General features: G+C 61.9%; 20 protein-coding genes. 14 read left to right on the top strand and 6 right to left on the bottom strand.

Annotated elements, in window-relative coordinates:
• Nucleotides 1–151: 151 nt before the first annotated feature.
• Nucleotides 152–406 carry a TIGR02647 family protein gene (locus J2Y83_RS27895; protein ID WP_247401881.1) on the bottom strand — a complete coding sequence of 85 codons (255 nt, stop codon included), beginning with the start codon at nt 404–406 and terminating at the stop codon, nt 152–154.
• A gap of 152 nt (nt 407–558) precedes the next feature.
• Nucleotides 559–843, bottom strand: coding sequence for a hypothetical protein (locus J2Y83_RS27890; protein ID WP_247401884.1), 285 nt, complete (start codon nt 841–843; stop codon nt 559–561).
• 125 nt (nt 844–968) lie between these two features.
• On the opposite strand from J2Y83_RS27890, the gene J2Y83_RS27885 reads away from it, so the two are divergent.
• Nucleotides 969–1,628: a glutathione S-transferase family protein gene (locus J2Y83_RS27885; RefSeq protein WP_253400093.1), complete on the top strand. Its 660-nt coding sequence runs from the start codon at nt 969–971 to the stop codon at nt 1,626–1,628.
• Between the two features lie 40 nt (nt 1,629–1,668).
• Here J2Y83_RS27885 and argH read toward each other — a convergent pair whose 3' ends face one another.
• A complete protein-coding gene (argH, locus tag J2Y83_RS27880) occupies nt 1,669–3,063 on the bottom strand; it encodes an argininosuccinate lyase (protein ID WP_253400092.1) in 1,395 nt (464 codons plus the stop codon).
• Nucleotides 3,064–3,564: 501 nt separating this feature from the next.
• Between argH and J2Y83_RS27875 the strand changes: the two genes are divergently transcribed.
• From J2Y83_RS27875 to rsd, 7 genes are all read left to right on the top strand, one after another.
• Nucleotides 3,565–4,311 (top strand): LytR/AlgR family response regulator transcription factor, encoded by a 747-nt coding sequence (locus tag J2Y83_RS27875; RefSeq protein ID WP_253400091.1) that lies wholly within the window; start codon nt 3,565–3,567, stop codon nt 4,309–4,311.
• Between the two features lie 127 nt (nt 4,312–4,438).
• Complete coding sequence (gene hemC, locus J2Y83_RS27870; RefSeq protein ID WP_247401897.1) at nt 4,439–5,380, top strand: hydroxymethylbilane synthase; 942 nt, start codon at nt 4,439–4,441, stop codon at nt 5,378–5,380.
• Nucleotides 5,377–6,135: a uroporphyrinogen-III synthase gene (locus J2Y83_RS27865; RefSeq protein WP_253400090.1), complete on the top strand. Its 759-nt coding sequence runs from the start codon at nt 5,377–5,379 to the stop codon at nt 6,133–6,135. Before hemC ends, J2Y83_RS27865 begins: the two co-directional genes overlap by 4 nt.
• A gap of 18 nt (nt 6,136–6,153) precedes the next feature.
• Nucleotides 6,154–7,269: a uroporphyrinogen-III C-methyltransferase gene (locus tag J2Y83_RS27860; protein WP_253400089.1), complete on the top strand. Its 1,116-nt coding sequence runs from the start codon at nt 6,154–6,156 to the stop codon at nt 7,267–7,269.
• Between the two features lie 5 nt (nt 7,270–7,274).
• Nucleotides 7,275–8,516, top strand: a complete 1,242-nt coding sequence (locus J2Y83_RS27855; RefSeq protein ID WP_253400088.1) for a heme biosynthesis protein HemY — start codon at nt 7,275–7,277, stop codon at nt 8,514–8,516.
• Between the two features lie 237 nt (nt 8,517–8,753).
• The gene (locus J2Y83_RS27850) at nt 8,754–9,275 is read left to right on the top strand and encodes a disulfide bond formation protein B (RefSeq protein ID WP_253400087.1); all 522 of its coding nucleotides are present in this window, start codon (nt 8,754–8,756) and stop codon (nt 9,273–9,275) included.
• A 209-nt stretch (nt 9,276–9,484) separates the two neighbouring features.
• Nucleotides 9,485–9,943 carry a sigma D regulator gene (gene rsd, locus J2Y83_RS27845; RefSeq protein ID WP_247406450.1) on the top strand — a complete coding sequence of 153 codons (459 nt, stop codon included), beginning with the start codon at nt 9,485–9,487 and terminating at the stop codon, nt 9,941–9,943.
• A gap of 53 nt (nt 9,944–9,996) precedes the next feature.
• On the opposite strand, the gene J2Y83_RS27840 is transcribed toward rsd, so the two are convergent.
• Nucleotides 9,997–10,674, bottom strand: coding sequence for an FKBP-type peptidyl-prolyl cis-trans isomerase (locus J2Y83_RS27840; protein WP_253400086.1), 678 nt, complete (start codon nt 10,672–10,674; stop codon nt 9,997–9,999).
• A gap of 192 nt (nt 10,675–10,866) precedes the next feature.
• On the opposite strand from J2Y83_RS27840, the gene J2Y83_RS27835 reads away from it, so the two are divergent.
• Nucleotides 10,867–11,943 (top strand): AlgP family protein, encoded by a 1,077-nt coding sequence (locus J2Y83_RS27835; protein WP_253400085.1) that lies wholly within the window; start codon nt 10,867–10,869, stop codon nt 11,941–11,943.
• On the opposite strand, the gene J2Y83_RS27830 is transcribed toward J2Y83_RS27835, so the two are convergent.
• On the bottom strand, nt 11,940–12,404 hold the full coding sequence (locus J2Y83_RS27830) for a TIGR02444 family protein (RefSeq protein WP_253400084.1): 465 nt from the start codon (nt 12,402–12,404) through the stop codon (nt 11,940–11,942). The genes J2Y83_RS27835 and J2Y83_RS27830 overlap by 4 nt on opposite strands.
• A 50-nt stretch (nt 12,405–12,454) precedes the next feature.
• Between J2Y83_RS27830 and J2Y83_RS27825 the strand changes: the two genes are divergently transcribed.
• The 5 genes from J2Y83_RS27825 (at nt 12,455) to J2Y83_RS27805 (ending at nt 18,306) form a co-directional block, all read left to right on the top strand.
• A complete protein-coding gene (locus tag J2Y83_RS27825) occupies nt 12,455–14,365 on the top strand; it encodes an ATP-binding cassette domain-containing protein (RefSeq protein ID WP_253400083.1) in 1,911 nt (636 codons plus the stop codon).
• Nucleotides 14,365–14,937: a mechanosensitive ion channel family protein gene (locus J2Y83_RS27820; RefSeq protein ID WP_247406611.1), complete on the top strand. Its 573-nt coding sequence runs from the start codon at nt 14,365–14,367 to the stop codon at nt 14,935–14,937. The genes J2Y83_RS27825 and J2Y83_RS27820 overlap by 1 nt, the downstream gene beginning before the upstream one ends.
• Before the next feature lie 88 nt (nt 14,938–15,025).
• On the top strand, nt 15,026–15,658 hold the full coding sequence (locus J2Y83_RS27815) for a LysE family transporter (protein ID WP_253400082.1): 633 nt from the start codon (nt 15,026–15,028) through the stop codon (nt 15,656–15,658).
• A gap of 294 nt (nt 15,659–15,952) precedes the next feature.
• Nucleotides 15,953–17,848 (top strand): FTR1 family protein, encoded by a 1,896-nt coding sequence (locus J2Y83_RS27810; protein WP_253400081.1) that lies wholly within the window; start codon nt 15,953–15,955, stop codon nt 17,846–17,848.
• 2 nt (nt 17,849–17,850) lie between these two features.
• Nucleotides 17,851–18,306 carry a YaiI/YqxD family protein gene (locus tag J2Y83_RS27805; protein ID WP_247398861.1) on the top strand — a complete coding sequence of 152 codons (456 nt, stop codon included), beginning with the start codon at nt 17,851–17,853 and terminating at the stop codon, nt 18,304–18,306.
• Here the strand turns inward: J2Y83_RS27805 and elbB are convergent.
• Nucleotides 18,303–18,968 carry an isoprenoid biosynthesis glyoxalase ElbB gene (gene elbB / locus J2Y83_RS27800; protein ID WP_253400080.1) on the bottom strand — a complete coding sequence of 222 codons (666 nt, stop codon included), beginning with the start codon at nt 18,966–18,968 and terminating at the stop codon, nt 18,303–18,305. The genes J2Y83_RS27805 and elbB overlap by 4 nt on opposite strands.
• Between the last annotated feature and the right edge of the window lie 114 nt (nt 18,969–19,082).

The raw sequence follows: 19,082 nt of genomic DNA, 5'->3' as shown, positions 1-19,082 counted from the left end.
CAAGGCCCGACATGGGCGGCCGTGTAGGAGTTTACAGTCAGAAGCGTAGGAGGTTTAGAGGGGAAGCGCTTTTTGGCGTCAGAATTTTATCCAGCCCACGGCAACGCCCTAGGAATCCGCGGCAGGCGGACCCCATGGGCAGTATCCGGAATCAGGCAGCTTCTTTGGTCGTGGTGGTGGTCAGGATGGTCAGCAGGGATTGGGCTTGTTCTGCGGCGTCCCGGCCAAGGCTGGTCAGGTAACCTCCGTCCGGTTGGTCGATCAGTTTTTTCTCGAACAGGCGTTTGGCGGCGGCGATAGCGGTCGGTGCGGCAGTCTGATGGACTTTCAGACCTTCCTGGGAGCTGCCCAGGTTGAAGAGTGCAAGGATTTCCAGTTCGGCAACCAACTCAGGGGTATACGACATAGGGACTCCAGACTTTCTAAGAATTTGTTAGAGGCTAGCAGGCCCTAAGGTGAACGTACTTTGGCGGGCTGTCCAGTGGGAAACTCGCGGGTGTTGATATGGCGCAGTGTTGTGGCGAGGAAGCAGGCTTCCCGGCCACGCAGGCGGCCGGTTCAGGCGTTTTCAGGCGGCAGTTCGGGCAGCGCGCGCAAGGCTGTTTCATACCAGTCGGTATTGAAGGCGCGGTCTTCGTCGAGCATCTTGTCGATTTCCACGGCCAGCACATGGGCCATCAGATTCAAAATCTCTTCGCGCTCGTAACCCACCAGCGTCAGCTTGTTGAACGTGGCCTTGGCGGCAGGCGGATTGTCGCTTTCGATCTGGTTTTCGATGGCCTGGGTCAGCGTGCTTTCGGTGAACTCTTCTTCGTCGTTGTCGATATCGGTCGGCTCGCTCATGGCAGGCTCCTTAAGGAAAGGGCGCCAGTCTACCTCCATTCAGGCAGGTGATGCTGCTAGCCAGGTTGGTCGGGCGGATCTATAACTCATGCAGCCAACCCCGCACACGGCCTGGAGGCTTTGCGATGCTCAAACTGTACGGATTTTCGGTCAGTAACTACTACAACATGGTCAAGCTGGCGCTCCTGGAGAAAGGTCTGACGTTCGAAGAGGTGCCTTTTTTTGCCGGGCAAACGCCTGCAGCCCTGACGATCAGCCCGCGGGGCAAGGTGCCGGTGCTGGGTGTCAAACAGGGCTTTATCAACGAAACCAGTGTGATCCTCGAATACATCGAGCAAACCCAGGAAGGCCCTGCACTGTTGCCGGCGGAGCCGTTTCAGCGCGCCCAGGTGCTGGCATTGTGCAGGGAAATCGAGCTGTACATCGAGCTACCCGCACGCGCCTGTTTCGCCGAAGCGTTTTTCGGCATGCCGGTGCCGGAGGCGATCAAGGACAAAGCCCGGGCCGAGTTGCTGCTGGGGGTGGGGTCTTTAGCTCGGCACGGCAAGTTCGCGCCCTATGTCGCGGGGGAGAGCTTTACGATTGCCGATCTGTATTTCATGTACAGCCTGAACCTCGCCTGCGGCGTGGGCGAGAAACTGTTTGGCCTGGATTTGCTGGCAGAATTGCCGGCGGCCAAGGCGTTGCTGGAGCGCTTGCACGCCATGCCTAACGCCTTGAAGGTGGCGGCGGACAGGGAAGCGGCGATGCCGGCGTTCATGGCGATGATTGCGGCGAAGAAGTAAGCAATGTGGGAGGGGGCTTGCTCCTCCCACATTGATGCGTTTAGCGGCTGGCGAGCAGGGCCTGGCCGCGCACGACGGCTGCCTTGACCTGCGCCGGCGCAGTGCCGCCGATGTGGTCGCGGGCATTCACCGAGCCTTCCAGGGTCAGCACGGCAAACACGTCCTGCTCGATCTGGTCGCTGAATTTGCGCAGTTCTTCCAGGCTCATTTCCGCCAGGTCCTTGCCGCTTTCCACGCCGTATTTCACGGCATGGCCGACGATTTCGTGGCAGTCACGGAACGGCAGGCCACGGCGTACCAGGTAGTCCGCCAGGTCGGTCGCAGTGGAGAACCCGCGCAGCGCCGCTTCCCGCATGATCGCGTGCTTGGGCTTGATCGCGGGGATCATGTCGGCAAAGGCACGCAGCGAATCGCGCAGGGTATCGGCAGCGTCGAACAGCGGTTCCTTGTCTTCCTGGTTGTCCTTGTTGTAGGCCAGGGGTTGGCCTTTCATCAGGGTCAACAGGCCCATCAGCGCGCCGAATACACGGCCGCTCTTGCCACGTACCAGCTCGGGCACGTCGGGGTTTTTCTTTTGCGGCATGATCGAGCTGCCGGTGCAGAAGCGGTCGGGCAGGTCGATGAACTGGAATTGCGCGCTGGTCCACAGCACCAGTTCTTCGGAGAAACGCGACAGGTGCATCATCGCGATACTCGCGGCGGCGCAGAATTCGATAGCGAAGTCGCGGTCCGACACGCCGTCCAGAGAGTTGCCGCCCACGGCGTCAAAACCCAGCAGTTGTGCGGTGTACTCGCGGTCGATCGGGTACGTGGTGCCGGCCAGTGCGGCGCTGCCCAGCGGCATGCGGTTGGCGCGCTTGCGGCAATCCACCAGGCGCTCGTAATCGCGGCTGAGCATTTCGAACCAGGCCAGCAGGTGGTGGCCGAAGGTCACGGGCTGTGCGGTCTGCAGGTGGGTGAAGCCGGGCATGATGGTGTCCGATTCACGCTCGGCCTGTTCCAGCAAACCTTTTTGCAGGCGGGTGATTTCGGCCAGGATCAGGTCGATTTCATCACGCAACCACAGGCGGATATCGGTGGCCACCTGGTCGTTACGGCTGCGTCCGGTGTGCAGTTTCTTGCCGGTCACACCGATGCGATCGGTGAGGCGCGCCTCGATGTTCATGTGCACGTCTTCCAGATCGACGCGCCAGTCGAACGTACCGGCTTCGATCTCACCACGGATGGTGGTCAGGCCGTCGATGATGCTGTCGCGCTCGGCGTCGGTCAGCACGCCGACCTTGGCCAGCATCGTGGCGTGGGCGATCGAGCCCATGATGTCGTGGCGGTACAGGCGCTGGTCGAAGGTGACGGAGGCGGTGAAGCGGGCGACGAAGGCGTCGACGGGTTCACTGAAGCGGCCGCCCCAGGACTGGTTGGTCTTGTCGGTGCTCATGGATTCGCTCGTGATCTGCTTAAAAGAGGCGTGGAGGTGTGACGCCGATAATAACAGGGTTGCCCGTGGAGGCGGTGCTGCGGGTGGTCGGCATTTTTATTTGTGTAAAGGATGGCTAAGTGCCTTGCCGCCGACCGCGTCCGGGAAGAGACTGGGCAAAGGTGCTTATTGAAACGATATTTGACGAATGAGCAGTGTCGTCTCGGCGAGCGTCTACAGTTGGACTGATAGTGTGTGAATGCACCAAAGTCAGGTGATGCGGTCATAACCCTGACTACCATTAAACAAGGGGGGTATTCGGATTGTGATCAGCAAACCCTACGACGATGCCCAAGGGCGGCAGGTTTTGGGCGCTATTGAACAGGTCCGGATAAATATGAGTGTCGCTCTCGGGGCACTTTTTGCCGCTCGCGCTAGTCTTAGCGTGGATCGCTGTGACGCAAGTCACCGCACCTGTCTACGCTATCCTTGTGCGAGACTCACGCAGGAATCCAGCGCAATATGAATGTCCTGATCGTTGATGACGAACCCCAAGCCCGCGAGCGACTGAGCCGTCTCGTCAGTGAACTCGAGGGTTATACAGTCCTTGAACCGAGCGCCGCCACGGGCGAGGAGGCGTTGACGTTGATCGACAGCCTCAAGCCGGATGTGGTGCTGCTCGATATCCGCATGCCGGGCCTGGATGGCCTGCAAGTCGCCGCCCGCCTGAGTGAGCGCGAATCGCCACCGGCCGTGGTGTTGTGTGCCGCCGAGGAAGAGTTCCCGGCCGAAACCCTGGAAGCCAGCGGTGTCAGCTTCCTGGTCAAGCCAGTGACTGCCGAGGCGTTGCTCAAGGCATTGAAAAAGGCCGAGCGCCCCAATCGCATCCAGCTTGCCGCCCTGACCCAGCCCGCCGCCCAGAGCGGTAACGGGCCGCGCAGCCATATCAGTGCGCGCACCCGTAAAGGTATCGAGCTGATCCCCCTGAGCCAGGTGGTCTATTTCATCGCCGATCACAAGTACGTGACCCTGCGTCACGAGGCTGGCGAAGTGCTGCTCGATGAGCCGCTCAAGGCCCTTGAGGATGAATTCGGCGACCGTTTCGTGCGCATCCACCGCAACGCGCTGGTGGCTCGTGAGCGCATCGAACGCCTGCAGCGCACGCCCTTGGGGCACTTTCAGTTATTCCTGAAAGGGCTTAACGGCGATGCCTTGATCGTCAGCCGGCGCCATGTTGCCGGCGTGCGCAAGATGATGCAGCAGCTTTAGCCCAAGGGCTGTAGCGGTGATCGCGGTGCGCTGCGGCCAGGGAGGCCCCCGCACTTGCTGATTCAAATCAAAGCGAATTTTCCTGAGCTGTTATTATCTGCCGTATCTATTCAGTACGGATTGATCCATGTCCTCTCGCGAAATCCGCATCGCCACCCGTAAAAGTGCCCTGGCCTTGTGGCAGGCCGAATACGTCAAAGCACGCCTCGAGCAGGCCCACCCTGGTCTCCAGGTGTCCCTGGTGCCCATGGTCAGTCGCGGCGACAAGCTGCTGGACTCGCCGCTGTCGAAGATCGGCGGCAAGGGTTTGTTCGTCAAGGAACTGGAAACCGCGCTGCTGGAAAACGAAGCCGACATCGCCGTGCATTCGATGAAAGACGTGCCCATGGACTTCCCCGAAGGCCTGGGCCTGTTTTGCATCTGCGAGCGTGAAGACCCGCGCGACGCCTTCGTGTCCAATACCTACGCGTCCCTGGATGAGCTGCCGTTGGGCAGTATTGTCGGCACTTCCAGCCTGCGGCGTCAGGCCCAGTTGCTGACGCGTCGCCCGGATTTGCAGATCCGCTTCCTGCGCGGCAACGTCAATACCCGCCTGGCCAAGCTGGATGCCGGTGAATACGACGCGATCATTCTCGCGGCGGCCGGTTTGATCCGGCTCGGCTTCGAAGACCGCATCACCTCGGTCATCAGCGTCGAAGACAGCTTGCCCGCCGGCGGGCAGGGCGCAGTGGGCATCGAATGCCGCACCGCCGACAGTGAAATCCACGCCTTGCTCAAGCCGCTCGATCACCACGACACCGACGTCCGTGTCACCGCCGAACGCGCCCTGAACAAACACCTCAACGGTGGCTGCCAGGTGCCGATCGCCTGCTACGCCGTGCTTGAAGGCGAAAACCTGTGGCTGCGTGGCCTGGTGGGTGACCCTGACGGCGGTAACTTGATCACCGCGCAAGTGCGCGGGCCGCAGCGTGATGCGACGGCGCTGGGTATTCAGGTCGCCGAAGCGCTGCTGGACAAGGGCGCCGGTGTCATTCTGCAAAAAGTCTACGGCGAGGCCGGCCCGCAGTGACCGATTGGCGTGTGCTGCTGACGCGGCCTGCCGAGGAGTCTGCGCTGTTGGCGGCATCGTTGTCCGAGGTCGGGATTTTCAGCAGCAGCCTGCCGTTGCTGGAGATCGAAGCCTTGCCGGTCACGCCTGCGCAGCAGGCGGTGTTTGCTGACCTGGGCCGCTATTGCGCGGTCATTGTGGTGAGCAAACCGGCGGCGCGCCTTGGCGTGCAATGCTTGGATCGATGCTGGCCGCAGTTGCCGTGGTTCAGCGTGGGGGCCGCCACCGCGCAGGTCCTCGCCGATCAGGGCCTGGACGTTCATTATCCCCCCAGCGGCGACGACAGCGAGGCCTTGCTTGCCTTGCCCGCCTTGCGCGAGGCTATTGCACCTGCCGATGCACGGGTGTTGATCCTGCGCGGCGAGGGCGGGCGAGAGCTGCTGGCGGAGCGCTTGCGCGAGCAAGGTGCTAGTGTCGACTATCTGGAGTTGTATCGCCGTTTCCTTCCGGCCTACGACCCGGGGGTACTGATGCAGCGCATCCAGTTGGAACGCTTGAACGGCCTGGTGGTCAGCAGTGGGCAGGGTTTATTACACCTGCAAGCCCTGGCCGGCCCGGATTGGCCACAGGTGGTGCGGCTGCCGCTGTTCGTGCCCAGCCCGCGAGTCTATGAGATGGCGCGGGCCGCTGGCGCAGAAAAAGTTGTGGATTGTCGCGGCGCGAGTGCCGCGGCTTTGTTAGTGGCGTTACGGAGCCATTCCGTTCCCACTCTCTGATACGCAAAGGATGGATACGTGAGCGAAACAGCCTTGCCTAAAGATGAAGCTCAGCCCGCGCTCGATGCGCCGGGCCAGACACCGGACACCGCGCCGCGCCGTGGCAATGGCCTGGCAATCGTCGCCTTGCTGCTGGGCGCCGCAGGCGTTGCCGCCGGCGGCTGGGGGATCTGGCAGGTCCGCGCCCTGCAAGCCAGCAGCCAGCAACAGCTGAGCCAGGTACAGACCCTCGACGACCAGTCCCAGACCCTCAAGCAAAGCCAGCAACAGTTGGCGGCACGCCTGGCGCAACTGCCGGGTGCCGACGAGCTGGAAGAGCGCCGCCGCCTGGTGGCGCAGTTGCAGGGCGATCAGCAGCGTCTGGGCCAGCGCCTGGAAACCGTACTGGGAGCCAGCCGCAAGGACTGGCGCCTGGCTGAAGCCGAACACTTGATTCGTCTAGCGAGTTTGCGCTTGTCTGCCCTGCAGGATATCAACAGCGCGCAGTCGCTGGTCCAGGGCGCCGACGAGATTCTTCGCGAGCAGAGCGATCCGGGTTCCTACGCCGCGCGCGAGCAATTGGCCAAGAGCCTTGCCGCGTTGCGCAGTACCGAACAACCGGACCGTACCGGGCTATACCTGCAACTTGCGGCCTTGCGTGATCAAGTCGTGCAACTGGCGGCGATCGCGCCGGAGTACCAGCTTCAGGAACCGGCGCCCCAAGGGCGTCCGACGACCGATACGGAAAACCGCTTGAGCCAATGGTGGGAGCAGCTCTCGCGTTACTTCCGTATCGACTTCAACCCGGATGACAACATTCGCCCGCTGCTCGCCGGCCAAGGCCTGAACCAGGTGCGCCTGGCCCTGAGCCTGGCCCTCGAGCAAGCGCAGTGGGCTGCGCTCAATGGTGAGTCGGCGGTGTACAGCCGTTCGCTGGGTGAGGCGCGCAGCGTGTTGCAGGACAACTTCAACCAGGACAACCCACAGAGCAAAGCGATGCTGGCGCGTATCGCCGAGCTTGAGCCCAAGGCTGTCTCGGTCGTGACCCCGGACCTGGCTGCCAGCCTGGCCGCCGTGCAGGCATACCTTGAACGTCGTCACTCGCCTGCCGACGAAGCCAAGGCTTCGGCTGGCACGCCGGCGAGCCAGGAGTAGAGCCGATGAAGCGTTTCTATGTGATCCTGGTGCTGGCGATTGCGATCGCCCTGGCGCTGGCTGTGGGCATTTCGAAACACACCGGCTACGTGCTGATTACCTATCCCCATCTGCTGCATTACGAGTCGAGTCTGTGGGCCACCCTGGTGGCGGTGTTTGTCATCGGCCTGGCGATCTACCTGATTCGTGTCCTGTTGAGCCTGCTGAGCACCTCGGGCGGCGTGGTCAACCCGTGGTCGCGGCGTAACCGCAGCCGTCGCGTGCAGATCGCGATCGAACAGGGCCAGATGGACCTCGCCGAAGGCCGCTGGGCCAGTGCCGAACGCCACCTGCATCGTGCCGCCGAAGCCGAACGCCAGCCGTTGCTGTATTACCTTGGCGCGGCCCGGGCGGCGAATGAGCAAGGGCGATATGAAGCGTGCGACGGTTTGCTCGAGCGTGCCCTCGAGCGTCAGCCCCAGGCCGAACTGGCGGTTGCCTTGAGCCATGCGCAATTGCAGATGGACCGTGGCGATACCGACGGCGCGCTGATCACCTTGCAGGCCATGCACGAGCGGCATCCCCATAACGCCCAAGTGCTGCGCCAGTTGCAACGCTTGCATCAGCAGCGGGGCGATTGGTCGTCAGTGATTCGTCTGTTGCCTGAGCTGCGTAAGGACAAAGTGTTGCCGGCCGGCGAATTGGCCGAGCTGGAGCGTCGTGCCTGGGGGGAAAACCTGAGCCTGGCCGTCCAGCGTGAAGAGCAGGGCGAAGCGGGTTTGCAGGCGCTTGAGCGCGCCTGGCAACAACTGACGTCCGCCCAACGCCAGGAGCCGCAATTGGTGGTGGCCTACGCCGAGCAACTGCGCCAGTTGGGCGCTGATGCCAAGGCCGAGGAAGTGTTGCGTGGCGCGATCAAGCGGGCCTATGACAGCCATCTGATCCGCCTGTATGGCCTGTTGCGCGGCAGTGACCCGGCCCGCCAGTTGAAGTTTGCCGAGGGCTGGCTCAAGGATCATCCCGGTGATGCCAGCTTGCTGTTGACCCTGGGTCGCCTGTGTCTGCAAAACAGTCTGTGGGGCAAGGCGCGGGACTACCTGGAAAGCAGCCTGCAGGTGCAGCGCAACCCCGAGGCGTGTGCCGAACTGGCACGCCTGCTGGCCCAGTTGGGTGACACCGAGCGCAGCAACCAGTTGTTCCAGGAAGGCTTGGGCCTGCTGGACAACCGTTTGCTCGCCTCACCGTTACCCGTGCCGGCGCAGGGTTGAAGTAGGAAGTGATGCGAGGGTTGGCTCGGATGCGTCCGACAGCCAACCTTTTGGTTCTGTGTAAAGACTCGGTTTAACTGGGTGTGTAATACATTCCTACGTTGCGTCAGGTTATGTCCTCCAAGTTCTGGCGGGATGTCCCTACGTTTTCGCGGAATCGTCTGCTCTAACGCGTATTGAAAGGGGTCAGGCCTTTCCTCTACCGTAACGGCCTATCTCTCGCGGTACGGATAAACAATGTCTTTGGCCCCCTCACGCTCCTTGTTTTTCCTGGCGTTCATGGCCGGTGCGCTGACGTTGGGTGCGTCTTTCTACCTGGAATATGGCGCGCTGCTGCGGCCCTGCTTTCTGTGCCAGGTACAACGGCTATTCCTCGCCACCTTTACGTTGATCAACCTGGTTGCGGCTGTGCATAACCCCAAACGCTACGGCGTCTATGGGTATGGGCTGGCGAGCACAGGCTGTGCCGCGCTTGGCGCAATTACCGCCGTGCGCCAGGTGTTATTGCAGAACACCACGGCGGATCAGGCCAGCGATTGTTGGCCCAGCTTGCAGTACATGCTCGAAAACCTGTCTTTTTCGCAGGCGCTGCGCTCGATCTTCAACGGCACCGTCGACTGCGTGGAAATCACTTGGACCCTGTTCGATTTGAGCCTTCCGGAGTGGAGTCTGTTGTTTTTCGTGGCGATGCTGATCCTGGGCTTCATGCAATTTTCACGGCTGATATTCAGCCAACCGTTGCGCCTGTCGAGACGCTGAAAACCGGTCGCAGGTTGTAGGACGGGATTAAACACTTGTATGAACTTTCTCTCCTGCGTACCTTGAAGCCATAGTCATGCGGGCATAATCTGGCCCGCATGCGTTATTGAAACCGTTGTCAGATACGGCTTTGTCCGGCTGCCGCTTTATCTTTGAAGTATTGCGCGGGCACACAGCGGCAGCGCCCCCTATAGGGAAGAGAGATCATCATGCTGGAAAGTTGTCAGAATGCTCAGGAACGCTGGGGTGGGGTGCACAAGCTGATCGATAGCTGGCTGAAGGCACGCCACGAACTGGTTCGGGCGTTTGATGCTCTCGGCGCGAAGCCCGAAGCATTGACGAAGAATCGCAAGCCGTTGCAGGCATTTTGCGGTGTGTTGGTGGACTACGTGTCTGCCGGTCATTTCGGCATCTACGAGCAACTGACCAAGGAGGCTGAAGCCTTCGACGATCAGCGCGGTCTTGAATTGGCCGATACCCTCTACCCACGCATTGATGTGATCACCGAGAAGCTGCTGGCGTTCAATGACCTGTGTGATGCCGGCAAGTGTGTTGCGGAAAAATTCAAAGAGCTGGGTGGCCTGCTCCATGAGCGTTTCGAGCTTGAGGATTGCCTGATCGAAGTGCTGCACAATGCTCACCGGGATGTGGCTGTCGCTCAGGCCTGACCCTTGGTGTGAGATAAAAAAACGGTGCGCATGACGCACCGTTTTTTATTGGGTCAATGCCGGGTGCCGAGCAATTCGATCTCGAATACCAGGGGTGTGTAAGGCGGGATCAACGCACCGGCACCGTCGGCGCCATAGGCCTGTGCTGACGGAATCACCAGGCGCCATTTCGCGCCCACCGGCATCTGTTGCAGCGCGCTGCTCCAGCCGCTGATCACACTGTCTAGGCGAAACCATTGCGCCTGGGTGCTTTGATCGAACACCGTCCCATCGGGCAATCGCCCCACGTATTTCACCTGAACCTCATCATTGGCCAACGGTTTATTGCCGGTCCCGGGCGTCAACTCCGTGAGCAGAACGCCATCGGCCAATTCGCGCACGCCGCTCGCGGCTTTTTCCTGGGTCAAAAACTGCTGTTCGGCCGTCAGGGCTTTTTCACTTTGCGGCACTTGAGTATCGGCTTCGTCCTGCGCTTCATGCTGCGCCAGGATCTGTTCGATGCGCGCGTTATCCAGCGCCAGCGGTTTACCTTGATAGGCTTGCTTGAGGCCATCGATCAAGGCTTGGAGCTGCAAGTCGGGGACTTCCTGTCGCAGCCGCTCACCGAGGCTGGCGCCCAGGCTGTACGCGAGGTCGTGCGCGTCTGGCGCAGTGGTTTTGGACGGCGAAGGCTCGCTTGCATTGGCCACGGAAATCGCCAAACCAAGCGCAAGAAAAAGGTAACGCGACATGGGTCTTCTCCAGCCGAAAGTGCGACGGATTATGCCAGTGTGAGTGGGTAAAAAGTGGCGTGGTTTTTCGTTATATCGATAAGATTTTTCGCACGGTGCAACGCAAGGCAAACGATACTGTCAACATGCGCTAGCGGCGGTAAGAGCAGAGGGCTAGTATGAGCCGCACCCACGTCAGCCAGGAGGTAAACCATGTCGGCCAAACAGAAGCCTGTAAATACCCCGTTGCACTTACTCCAACAACTCTCGGGCAGCCTGCTCGAACATTTGGAAAGCGCGTGTTCCCAAGCCTTGGCTGATGCAGAAAAACTGCTCGCCAAGTTGGAAAAACAACGCGGTAAAGCGCAAGAAAAACTGCACAAGTCCCGCATCAAACTGCAAGACGCCGCCACTGCCGGCAAGGCCAAGGCTCAAGCCAAAGCCAAAGACGCAGTCAAAGAACTTGAGGACCTGCTGGACGCCCTCAAGGATCGCCAGGCCGAAACCCGCACCTACATTTCCCAACTCAAAAAAGATGCTCAAGAAAGCCTGAAACTGGCCCAGGGCGTTGGTCGTGTGAAGGAAGCTGTATCGAAAGTGCTGGGCGCTCGTGCGCCGGTAAAAGCCGTTGCAGCGAAGACGCCGGCTAAGGCCGCTGCCAAACCAGCTGCCAAAACTGCTGCTGCGAAACCAGCCGCCAAGCCAGTTGCTAAAGCTGCTGCTGCAAAACCAGCTGCCAAGCCGGTTGCTAAAGCCGCTGCCGCAAAACCAGCCGCCAAGCCAGTTGCTAAAGCTGCTGCCGCAAAACCAGCCGCCAAGCCAGTTGCCAAAGCCGCTGCTGCGAAACCAGCCGCCAAGCCAGTTGCTAAAGCCGCTGCTGCAAAACCAGCCGCCAAGCCGGTTGCTAAAGCCGCTGCTGCAAAACCAGCCGCCAAGCCAGTTGCCAAAGCCGCTGCTGCAAAACCAGCCGCCAAGCCAGTTGCCAAAGCCGCTGCTGCAAAACCAGCCGCCAAGCCAGTTGCTAAAGTCGCTGCTGCAAAACCAGCCGCCAAGCCGGTTGCTAAAGCCGCTGCTGCAAAACCAGTCGCTAAGCCAGTTGCCAAAGCCGCTGCTGCAAAACCAGTCGCTAAGCCAGTCGCTAAACCGGCTGCTGCAAAACCGGCACCGGCCAAGCCAGCCACTCCGGCAGCATCGGCTGCTACCCCGGCAGCGTCCGTCGCTCCAACCGCATCGGCCAGCAGCGCCCCTGCACCGGTCGCGCCAAGCAACACCCCAACCAGCGCTTCCTAAGCGCCGGTGACTGCGACGCGCATCTGCTGCAGCGCGTCGTGGTCAAGGTTGGCGGCTCCCTCGGCCGCCAGTCCTTCCAGCCATCGTTGACCCATCACTTCGCCTGTCGGCCATGCTGTTGCCAGCGTTGCCAGGCGTGTCAGCAACTCGCGTTCCGCCTCCAGCTCCAGGGCCTTGACCCGCTCCCGTAACGCCGCCAAGGGCTGATCCTGCTGCGCCACGGCCCGCCATTGCCTACGCACCTGTCGCAACGGTTCAACGACTTGCGATTGCCACGGCTCGGCGATTTGCCTCAGCGCCTGCGTGCGTTCAAGCGTCAGCGCCACGCCGCGCCGTTCCAGCCACGCCCCGCAGAGCAACAGGCACACATCCGCGCCTTGTTCCTGCAAACGCAGGCACGCGGCCTCGACGCCCGGGCGGGCGTAAGTCGAGAGGGCAAAGCTCCACAGGTCAGCGCACATATTCACACCCAAGCCAGCGGCCAACGAAGCTGGTAGACTCCGCCGCCATTATGATCCGACTTCAAAGCCTAACATTACAGCGTGGCCCGCAACGTCTTCTTGAAGACGCCGAGCTGACCCTGCACGCCGGTCACAAAGCCGGCCTGATCGGTGCCAATGGCGCCGGCAAATCCACGTTGTTCGCCCTGTTGCTGGGTGAGCTGACCCCGGACTCCGGGGACTGCTTGCTGCCGGCCGACTGGCGCATCGCCCATATGCGCCAGGAGATCGACACCCTGGACCGCATCGCGATCGACTACGTGCTCGATGGCGACCTGCGTCTGCGCCAGGTGCAACACGACCTGGCCGCGGCCGAGAAAGCCCAGGACGGCGCCGCTCAGGCTCGCCTGCACGCGGAACTGGACAGCGCCGACGGCTACACCGCCGACGCCCGTGCGCGCAAGATGCTCGCCGGCCTTGGCTTTACCAACGAACAGATGGACCGCCCGGTCGCCGACTTCTCCGGCGGCTGGCGCATGCGCCTGAACCTGGCCCAGGCACTGATGTGCCCCTCGGACTTGCTGTTGCTCGACGAACCGACCAACCACTTGGACCTCGATGCGATCCTGTGGCTGGAGGATTTCCTCAAGAACTATCAAGGCACCTTGCTGCTGATTTCCCACGACCGGGATTTCCTCGACGCCGTGGTCGACAACATCGCCCACGTCGAACAGAAGAAAATCACCCTCTACCGTGGCGGCTACAGTGCGTTCGAGCGCGCCCGCGCCGAACGCCTGGCCCAGCAACAGCAGGCGTTCGAGAAGCAGCAGGCGCAGCGCGCGCACATGGAAAGCTACATCGCCCGGTTCAAGGCCCAGGCCACCAAGGCCCGCCAGGCCCAGAGCCGGATCAAGGCGCTGGAACGCATGGAAGAACTGTCGGCGGCTCACGTCGATTCGCCCTTCGATTTCGTGTTCCGCGAATCGGTGAAAATCTCCAGCCCGTTGCTCGATCTGTCCGATGCACGCCTGGGCTATGGCGATAAAACCATCCTCGAGAAGGTCAAACTGCAACTCACGCCGGGCGCGCGTATTGGCCTGCTCGGACCGAACGGCGCGGGCAAGTCGACGCTGATCAAGAACCTGTCGGGCGAGCTGCAACCCCTGGCCGGTCGCCTGACCCGTGGCGAGAACCTGGTGGTGGGCTACTTCGCCCAGCATCAGTTGGACTCCCTGGACGCCAAGGCCAGCCCGTTGCTGCACTTGCAGCGCCTGGCGCCGACCGAGCGCGAGCAGACTCTGCGCGACTTCCTCGGCGGTTTCGACTTCCGTGGTGCGCGCATCGATGAGCCGGTGCTGAACTTCTCCGGCGGCGAAAAAGCCCGCCTGGCCCTGGCGCTGATCGCCTGGGGCCGGCCGAACCTGTTGCTGCTCGACGAACCGACCAACCACCTCGACCTGGAAATGCGCCTGGCGCTGACCATGGCGTTGCAGGAATTCAGTGGTGCGGTACTGGTGGTGTCTCACGATCGCCACTTGCTCAAGAGCACCACCGACAACTTCCTGCTGGTGGCCGATGGCAAAGTCGAAGAGTTCGACGGCGACCTCGAAGACTACGCACGCTGGCTGACGGATTACCGCCTGCGCAACGCGCCGACCAGCAACACGCCGGTCAACCCGGACAAAACCGACAAGAAGGCCCAGCGCCAGGCCGCTGCCGCCCTGCGCCAGCAGTTGGCGCCGCACAAGCGCGACGCTGACAAGCTGGAAGCCGAGTTGGGCAAGGTCCACGAACGTCTGGCCAAGATCGAGACCAGCCTGGGCGACAGTGCCGTGTACGAAGCCGCACGCAAGGATGAGCTGCGCGATCTGCTGGCCGAGCAGGCCAAGCTCAAGGTCCGTGAAGGCCAGTTGGAGGAAAGCTGGATGGAAGCCCTCGAACTGCTCGAAAGCCTGCAAGCGGAGCTGGAGGCGCTGTCCTGATGGAGGCGCTGCAACTGCCGCTGCCGGCGCAATGGGTCGAGCCTGTGTGGATCAGCGTGCAAGTCCTGCTGATCCTGCTGGCGGGCTACCTTACCCAGCGGTTTGTCGCCAAGGGCCTGACCCGACTGGGTGAGCGCTATCCCTTCCCGCCGCAATTGTTGATGCCGCTGCGCGGCGGCTTGCGCTGGCTGATCATGGGCAGTGCGCTGATCTTCGTGCTGGGCCGCCTGGGCGTGTCCGCCACGGTGTTGTGGACCGCGCTGTCGGGGTTCGTCGCGGTGGCGGCGGTGGCGTTCTTCGCCATGTGGTCGGTGTTGTCCAACCTGTTGTGCGCGATCCTGATCTTCACCGTCGGGCCGTTCCGCCTGGGTGACATCGTCGAGTTGGTGGACACCGTCGACAAACCGGGTGTGAAGGGCCGCGTCGTGGCGATCAATCTGCTTTACACCACGCTGATCGAAGTGGAAGAGGCGGGGACCGGCGGCGTGACGGTGCAGGTGCCCAATAGCCTGTTCTTCCAACGCTCGGTGCGACGCTGGCGCGACAGTGCGGTGATGCCGGGCGAGCGCTAGCGTTCACATCTTGTAAAAATCTATAGCCAGCATTCGGTCGGCAGAGTTAGCTTAAGGCACAACCGCAAACTCGCTGCTGAGGTGTGCAATGGCACTCGACACATGGCTGGCCTTTTTCCTCGCCAGTTGGATCATTTCCCTTTCCCCTGGCGCAGGCGCCATCGCCTCGATGTCCAGCGGCCTGCAATACGGTTTCCTGCGCGGTTACTGGAACGCCATCGGCCTGCAAATCGGCCTGGCGATGCAGATTGCCGTGGTGGCGGGCGGGCTGGGGGCCATTCTGGCGGCGTCGTCCACCGCGTTCTATGCGATCAAATGGTTTGGCGTGGCGTACCTGGTGTACCTGGCCGTCAAGCAGTGGCGCGCGCTGCCCATGGACATGACCGATGACGGCGCCGTGCGCCCGATCGGCAAGCCGATGGCGATGATGTTCCGGGGGTTTCTGGTCAACGCCAGCAACCCCAAGGCGCTGGTGTTCATGCTCGCGGTGTTGCCGCAGTTCGTGAACCCGCAGGCCCCGCTGCTGACCCAGTACCTGATCCTCGGCGCGACGATGATCAGCGTCGATATGATCGTGATGGCGGGCTATACCGGCTTGGCGTCGAAAGTCTTGCGCCTGTTGCGCACGCCCAAGCAGCAAAAACGCATGAACCGCACGTTTGCCGGGTTGTTCGTGGGCGCAGCGGGTTTCCTGGCCAGTTTGCATCGCGCAACGGCTTGAACCCGGACCGGGCTGAAGAAACCGAATCGACAATGTGGGAGCGGGCTTGCTCGCGATAGCGGAGTGTCAGTCACCGAGTCAGTCGGCTGACCCACCGCTATCGCGAGCAAGCCCGCTCCCACATTTGTTTTGCGTTGTCTGTGCGCGTTGAGTTCAGCGCAAAATCGTCGGGCCTGGCGCCATTGCCGCCGCTGAATCGGCTCCGTTACTCCAAATACAAATCACTTACACCTTGAGTCAAACCTAATAAAGCTCAACAATGTGTTACTTCGTATTTCTCTTTGAGATTCATTCATGACTGCCCCCTTCCGTTTTTTCGCCTGGCTGCTATTGCCGGCGTTGATGTCGTGCAGCTTCAACCTGTTGGCTGCACCTGCCGAGGGCGCCACGAAAGCCCTGCATTTGCTGGACTACATCGGCGCGGATTACCCGCCGACGGTAGCGGCGGGCAAGGTCATCGATGAGTCGGAATACCGTGAACAGGTGGAGTTTCTGGGGGTGTTGCAGGGCCTGGTGGCTGAGCTACCTTCCAAGCCCGAGCGCGCAGAACTGGTCAAAGGGGTCGATGAACTGGTCGCCGCCGTGACCGCTCGTCAGGACGGCGCCAGTGTGGCCCGCCAGTCCCGGCAGTTGGGCGCCAAGCTGGCGGCGGCATATGAAGTCAGCCAGGCCCCGGCGATTACGCCCGACCCGACACGCGGCGCACCGCTGTATGCGCAGCACTGCTCGGTCTGCCACGGCACGGCCGGAGCCGGTGATGGCCCGGCGGGTGTGGGGATGACGCCGCCGCCGGCGAACCTGCAGAACGCTGAGCGCCTGGACCGCCTGAGCCTTTATGCGATCTACAACGCGCTGGGCCTGGGCGTCGAAGGCACGGACATGCCGTCCTTCGCCGACCAACTCGACGACCGCCAGCGCTGGGACCTGGCCACCTATATCGCCAGCTTCACGGCCGACCCGGCTGCCGCGAAAAGCGCGCAGCCCTTCAACCTCGCCGACCTGGCCCGTCAGACCCCGAATGAAGTGCTGGCCGCCAACGGCCCAGCCGCTGCGGCGACGTTCCGCGCCCAGCGTGCCCAGCCGCCGCAGGTCAAGCGCGGCCCGGCGCAGTTGCTCGACTACACCGCCGCGACCCTCGACAAGAGCCTTGCGGCGTTCCGCAACGGCGATCACGAGCAAGCCTACGACCTGTCGGTAGCGGCGTATCTTGAAGGCTTCGAGCTGGTGGAAAGCTCCCTGGACAACGTCAACGCCAACGTGCGCAAGGACACCGAGAAGGCCCTGATGGCCTACCGGCAGTCGTTGCAGGACGGCTTGCCGCTCGAACAGGTGCAGCAGCGCCTGGACGCGGCCAAGGGCAAGCTCAGCGAATCTGCCAGCTTGTTGGGCAGCGATGGCCTGAGCTGGTCGTTGAGTTTTATCTCAGGCTTGCTGATCCTGCTGCGCGAAGGTCTGGAAGCGATCCTGGTGCTGGCGGCGATCCTCGCCTTCCTGCGTAACACCGGCCAGGAATCGGCGGTGCGCAGCGTGAACACCGGCTGGGGCTTGGCCTTGGTGGCCGGCTTGGCCACCTGGGCGTTGGCCGCCTATGTGATCGATGTGAGTGGCGCCCAGCGCGAATTGCTCGAAGGCTGCACGGCGTTGTTTGCCAGTGTGATGGTGCTGTGGCTCGGCGTGTGGATGCACGACCGCCGCCACGCAGCGGCCTGGCAGGACTACATCAAGAGCAGCCTGGTGGGCGGCGGTGGGCGTTTCGGCTTCGCGCTGCTGGCGTTCTTCTCGGTGTACCGCGAGCTGTTCGAAGTGATCCTGTTCTACGAAACCCTGTGGCTGCAAGCCGGCCCGGCCGGGCACAACGCTGTGCTGGCGGGTGGCGCCACGGCGCTGGTGCTGCTGGTGGGCCTGGCGTGGGTGATCCTGCGCGGTTCGGCGAAGCTGCCATTGGCGCTGTTCTTCGGGATCAACGCGGCGTTGCTGTGTGCGTTGTCGGTGGTGTTCGCCGGGCACGGCGTGAAGGCGTTGCAGGAAGCCGGCATCTTCGGCACGCGGCCGGTGGCATTCTTTGACTTCGACTGGCTGGGTATCCACGCCGATGCCTACTCGTTGAGTGCGCAGGTTGTCGCGATTCTGGCGATTGTGGTGATGTACGGCCGCAGTCGGATCGCCGACAAGCGCCGGTTGGCGGCATAGGCATGCGCGTATGGATCGACGCCGACGCCTGCCCGCGGGCGGCCAAGGACCAGGTGGTGAAGTTCGCCCTCAAGCGTCAGTTCGAGGTGGTGCTGGTGGCCGGGCAGAGCCAGATCAAGCCGAGCTTTGCCTGCGTGAAGCTGATCGTGGTGCCCAGCGGCCCGGACGCAGCGGATGACTACCTGGTGGAGCACGCGGTGCCCGGCGAGTTGGTGATCTGCAGCGATGTACCCTTGGCCGACCGCCTGGTGAAGAACGGCGTGACGGCGCTCGACCCGCGTGGCAAGGAGTTCAGCCCGCAGAACATGAGTGAGCGGTTGGCGGTACGCAACCTGTTCACCGATCTGCGTGAGCAAGGCCAGATGGGCGGTGGTCCACCGCCCCATGGGGAAAAGGACAAGCAAGCGTTTGCCAACTCACTCGACCGCCTCCTTACGCGCTTGATGCGGGCCGATTAGTCGTTCTCATGGGTCAGCTCAAGCACCCGATCCACCAGCTTGTTGATGCCTGATGCGACTTCACTGATGTTCTTGCCAAGCATATAGGCCGGCGTGCTGACCAGCTTGCGCGCCGTGTCTTCGACGATATCCTCCACCGTACATTCCTGGTGGTGGGCGCCCATCTTGTCCAGGGCGGCGGCGGTGTCGGTATCGTTGCCGATGGTGCAGGTCACGCCCGGGCCATAGATCTTCGCGGCCAGGGCCGGCGAGATGCAGATCAGCCCCAGCGGCTTGCCCGCTTCGACAAAGGCTTCGGCCAGCGCCAATACCTGCGGGTTGAGGCTGCAACCGGCACCTTCACTGGCAAAGTTCGACAGGTTCTTCGCCGCGCCAAATCCGCCAGGCACGATCAACGCGTCGAAGTCCTCGGCGTTGGCTTCACCAATGTCCTTCACCTCGCCCCGAGCAATGCGGGCGGACTCCACCAGCACATTGCGCGACTCGGGCATTTCTTCGCCCGTGAGGTGGTTGATCACGTGCAACTGCGCAATGTCGGGGGCAAAGCATTGGACCTGAGCGCCGCGCTGATCCAGGCGCAGCAGCGTGATCACGCTTTCGTGGATTTCTGCGCCGTCGTACACGCCACAGCCGGAAAGGATCACTGCAATCTTTTTGCTCATGGGCATTTCTCCTGATTCATGGCGTTAAATGTCTACTAATTTGTCATCTGTTGCCAATGGGAACTCCCGCCGCAGCACCTAATCTTGATGCAATAAAAACAGACCGGACTAGCC

Origin of the sequence: Pseudomonas marginalis (genome assembly GCF_024169655.1) — a bacterium.
GTDB lineage: Bacteria > Pseudomonadota > Gammaproteobacteria > Pseudomonadales > Pseudomonadaceae > Aquipseudomonas > Aquipseudomonas paraveronii.
This window is presented reverse-complemented; position numbering and strand designations above follow the sequence as displayed.

Coding starts and splice junctions, on each gene's coding strand:
- J2Y83_RS27895 (WP_247401881.1), bottom strand. CDS start 406: ATGTCGTATACCCCTGAGTTGGTTGCCGAACTGGAAATCCTTGCACTC.
- J2Y83_RS27890 (WP_247401884.1), bottom strand. CDS start 843: ATGAGCGAGCCGACCGATATCGACAACGACGAAGAAGAGTTCACCGAA.
- J2Y83_RS27885 (WP_253400093.1), top strand. CDS start 969: ATGCTCAAACTGTACGGATTTTCGGTCAGTAACTACTACAACATGGTC.
- argH (WP_253400092.1), bottom strand. CDS start 3,063: ATGAGCACCGACAAGACCAACCAGTCCTGGGGCGGCCGCTTCAGTGAA.
- J2Y83_RS27875 (WP_253400091.1), top strand. CDS start 3,565: ATGAATGTCCTGATCGTTGATGACGAACCCCAAGCCCGCGAGCGACTG.
- hemC (WP_247401897.1), top strand. CDS start 4,439: ATGTCCTCTCGCGAAATCCGCATCGCCACCCGTAAAAGTGCCCTGGCC.
- J2Y83_RS27855 (WP_253400088.1), top strand. CDS start 7,275: ATGAAGCGTTTCTATGTGATCCTGGTGCTGGCGATTGCGATCGCCCTG.
- J2Y83_RS27850 (WP_253400087.1), top strand. CDS start 8,754: ATGTCTTTGGCCCCCTCACGCTCCTTGTTTTTCCTGGCGTTCATGGCC.
- rsd (WP_247406450.1), top strand. CDS start 9,485: ATGCTGGAAAGTTGTCAGAATGCTCAGGAACGCTGGGGTGGGGTGCAC.
- J2Y83_RS27840 (WP_253400086.1), bottom strand. CDS start 10,674: ATGTCGCGTTACCTTTTTCTTGCGCTTGGTTTGGCGATTTCCGTGGCC.
- J2Y83_RS27835 (WP_253400085.1), top strand. CDS start 10,867: ATGTCGGCCAAACAGAAGCCTGTAAATACCCCGTTGCACTTACTCCAA.
- J2Y83_RS27830 (WP_253400084.1), bottom strand. CDS start 12,404: ATGTGCGCTGACCTGTGGAGCTTTGCCCTCTCGACTTACGCCCGCCCG.
- J2Y83_RS27825 (WP_253400083.1), top strand. CDS start 12,455: ATGATCCGACTTCAAAGCCTAACATTACAGCGTGGCCCGCAACGTCTT.
- J2Y83_RS27820 (WP_247406611.1), top strand. CDS start 14,365: ATGGAGGCGCTGCAACTGCCGCTGCCGGCGCAATGGGTCGAGCCTGTG.
- J2Y83_RS27815 (WP_253400082.1), top strand. CDS start 15,026: ATGGCACTCGACACATGGCTGGCCTTTTTCCTCGCCAGTTGGATCATT.
- J2Y83_RS27810 (WP_253400081.1), top strand. CDS start 15,953: ATGACTGCCCCCTTCCGTTTTTTCGCCTGGCTGCTATTGCCGGCGTTG.
- J2Y83_RS27805 (WP_247398861.1), top strand. CDS start 17,851: ATGCGCGTATGGATCGACGCCGACGCCTGCCCGCGGGCGGCCAAGGAC.
- elbB (WP_253400080.1), bottom strand. CDS start 18,968: ATGAGCAAAAAGATTGCAGTGATCCTTTCCGGCTGTGGCGTGTACGAC.